Here is a 514-nt window from a genome sequence, read left to right as displayed (position 1 = left end):
GGCGAGGACCAGCGGCAGCACCTGGAGCTCTCCCGCGACCTGGCGCAGCGGTTCAACTCGCTGTTCGGCAAGACCTTCACGGTGCCCGCGCCGCACATCGTGAAGGACACCGCGAAGATCACCGACCTGCAGGAACCGACCGCGAAGATGTCGAAGTCGTCGTCCTCACCGGCCGGCATCATCGACCTGCTGGAAGATCCGGCGCGCACGGCCAAGAAGATCCGCTCGGCGGTCACCGACACCGGCCGGGAGATCGTCTTCGACGCCGAGGGCAAGCCGGGCGTGTCCAACCTGCTCACGATCTACTCGGCGCTCGCCGGTCGCGACATCGACGACCTGGTCGCCGCGTACGCCGGCAAGGGCTACGGCGACCTCAAGAAGGACCTGGCCGAGGTGGTGGCTGAGTTCGTCCGCCCGATCCAGGAGCGCACCCGCGGCTACCTGGACGACCCGGCCCAGCTGGACAAGCTGCTCGCGACCGGCGCCGAGAAGGCCCGCGCGGTGGCCGCACCGA

The 514-nt window shown here is 69.3% G+C and carries 1 protein-coding gene; it reads left to right on the top strand.

All coding sequences use genetic code 11. The features are described 5' to 3' along the window. Window positions 1–514: tryptophan--tRNA ligase (locus SM447_RS30040; protein WP_474576232.1), on the top strand; the 514-nt coding region annotated here is incomplete at both ends.

The organism is Micromonospora aridisoli (assembly GCF_056150025.1).
Note: the sequence above shows the minus strand (reverse complement) of the source record. Positions and strands in the feature narration are given on the sequence as shown.